Raw genomic sequence first — 2361 nt, forward strand, 5'->3', positions numbered from 1 at the left:
TCGATTTTAGCCACGGATGGCTTAAATCAATCACGAGCTTAGCGACACTATCGTAGGCGATCTAAACAAATTTTTACCAACTGTACATGGTTTTGATGAGTTTTTTGGGAATTTATATCATCTTAATGCCGAAGAAGAGCCTGAGATGTATGATTATCCTCTAGAAAAGGATTTTCCAAATTATCGTAAACAATTTGGCCCAAGGGGGGGCTTACGTTCATGGGCTATTGATAAGGATGATTCTACCGAGGAGCCACGCTGGGGTCGAGTCGGGAAGCAAAAAATTGAAGATACTAGGCCGCTCACTAAAAAACGCATGGAAACCTGCGATGATGAATTCATCGCCGCAGCAAAAGAATACATAACTCGTCAACATAAAGCGGATAAGCCATTTTTTGTCTGGTTAAATACAACGCACATGCATTTATTTACCCATACCAAAAAAGAAAGCCTGGGGCAGGCAGGGCGCTGGCAATCTCCATATCACGACACTATGATTGATCATGACAGGCATGTAGGCGAAATGCTTAATCTACTTGATGATTTAGGTATCGCTGAAGATACGTTCGTGATGTATTCTACAGACAATGGCCCTCATATGAACACTTGGCCAGACTCAGGTATGACACCGTTTAGAAGTGAAAAAAACACTAACTGGGAAGGAGCATTTCGTGTTCCCATGGTCGTTCGTTGGCCCTCGCAAATAAAAGCCGGCAGTATTTCAAATGAAATAATCCAGCACCACGATTGGTTTCCAACCTTCTTGGAAATGGCAGGTGATCCGGACGTTACTGAAAAACTTAAAAAAGGTTACAAAGCAAATGGTCGTACCTTTAAAAATCACATAGATGGTTACAGTCTAATGCCTTATTTAACAGGCAAAGAAGAGCATAGTCCTCGTAACTTTTTCGTGTATTTTAGTGATGACGGTGATGTGCTTGGATTACGCTACGACAACTGGAAAATTGTATTCATGGAGCAACGTTGTCAAGGCACATTGCAAGTTTGGGCAGAGCCTTTTGTTCATCTTCGTGTCCCTAAACTCTTTAATTTACGCACAGATCCGTTCGAACGGGCGGACATCACTTCCAATACTTACTATGATTGGTTCCTTCACCGTGATTATGTCGTTTTGACAGCACAGTTTGTTATGAGCAAATTTGCCGACACGTTCAAAGAATTTCCGCCTGTCCAAAAAGCGGCGAGCTTTACCATTGATGATGCATTGGCCAAAATGAATGATGTAATCAGTGGTGATTAATTTCAATTAAGGGTGGGCAAACGAGTCAATGGAGGGCCCACCAAGAAATAATACGGTATTCTCTAAGCGCCATGTTAACGACACTTTATGGCGCTTTCTTTGACGACAATGCCTCGTTGATTATCATAATGAATACTTAAAAAACCAATTCAGATCTAAAGGGTCTTGCTCCTCATCAGAAAGAGCATTGGTGTTATTTTCATTTTTAATCATTTTGTTTTCTTCAAAAAAAGTAAGACCGTTTCCTGCTATACATTGATTTTCTTGCTCCACTTCAGAAAACCTCTCTTGTAATAATACTGATTGAAATTCTTTGGCATAAAAAGGAGCTATCGCCGAGAGATGGGGTGAGTGCATGAGCTTTTTAATCTTTGCTAAATCTCGTGCTGAACAAGTTAATAGAAACTCACGTAGTTCATCTTCACATTCAAACTCTAGTTTTAACGCCAGCTCAATTTCCCAAGCCATTTGGGTGAGTGAGGCTTGTCTTTGTTTTAGCCTGTGGCATAAAAAAACATCTATATCATCCACTTTCAAGGAGGGAGAGCCAGAGCTAATTCGTTGCGCGAAACGCACTAAATCATCTTGGGTGAAGAACGTCTTGATTTTTCTCCATTCCGCCATAATGGTTTCATTTAAGTCTATTTTTGCTACTCGACACAGTTCCGCACAAAAAGTACGGCAAAAAATCCGATCCAAAGGATGATCGCGTTTCAAATAGTTTTTTTCTAATCCTAGTCTATTTCCAATAGACTGAAACGGATTAATTTCAGCGCTAAATGAACGAAAAGCGGCACCAAAGTCAATTCGAACTAACTTTTTAATATTATCAGTTGTCACGACACCTAAATTTCCAGAGTGTAATGAAAAATCACCTAAAAATAATGATGTAACCACTGCTTTTTCATAATCCTGATAAACATATTCCTCATGCTCATCTAATTTTAGTAGTTCTTCGGTAATGTATTGATTTACAGGAAAAATACTTTCGGCATATTCTTGTTTTAACGGTCGCTCATCAAAGCCCGCGCATTTATATAAATCCTGGTAACTATTGAAATAGGTGGATACTACATAGGTGTGATGTTGCTCATGAAATA

At 39.6% G+C, this 2361-nt stretch carries 1 protein-coding gene and 1 pseudogene; one reads left to right on the plus strand and one right to left on the minus strand.

Annotated elements, in window-relative coordinates; all coding sequences use genetic code 11:
- Window positions 1-49: 49 nt before the first annotated feature.
- On the plus strand, window positions 50-1261 hold the full coding sequence (locus Q0495_RS12070; protein WP_298626698.1) for a sulfatase-like hydrolase/transferase: 1212 nt from the start codon (window positions 50-52) through the stop codon (window positions 1259-1261).
- A 123-nt stretch (window positions 1262-1384) separates the two neighbouring features.
- Here the strand turns inward: Q0495_RS12070 and Q0495_RS12075 are convergent.
- Window positions 1385-2361, minus strand: a pseudogene (locus Q0495_RS12075) (hypothetical protein); the annotation flags it as partial.

Origin of the sequence: uncultured Legionella sp. (assembly GCF_937871865.1) — a bacterium.
GTDB lineage: Bacteria > Pseudomonadota > Gammaproteobacteria > Legionellales > Legionellaceae > Legionella.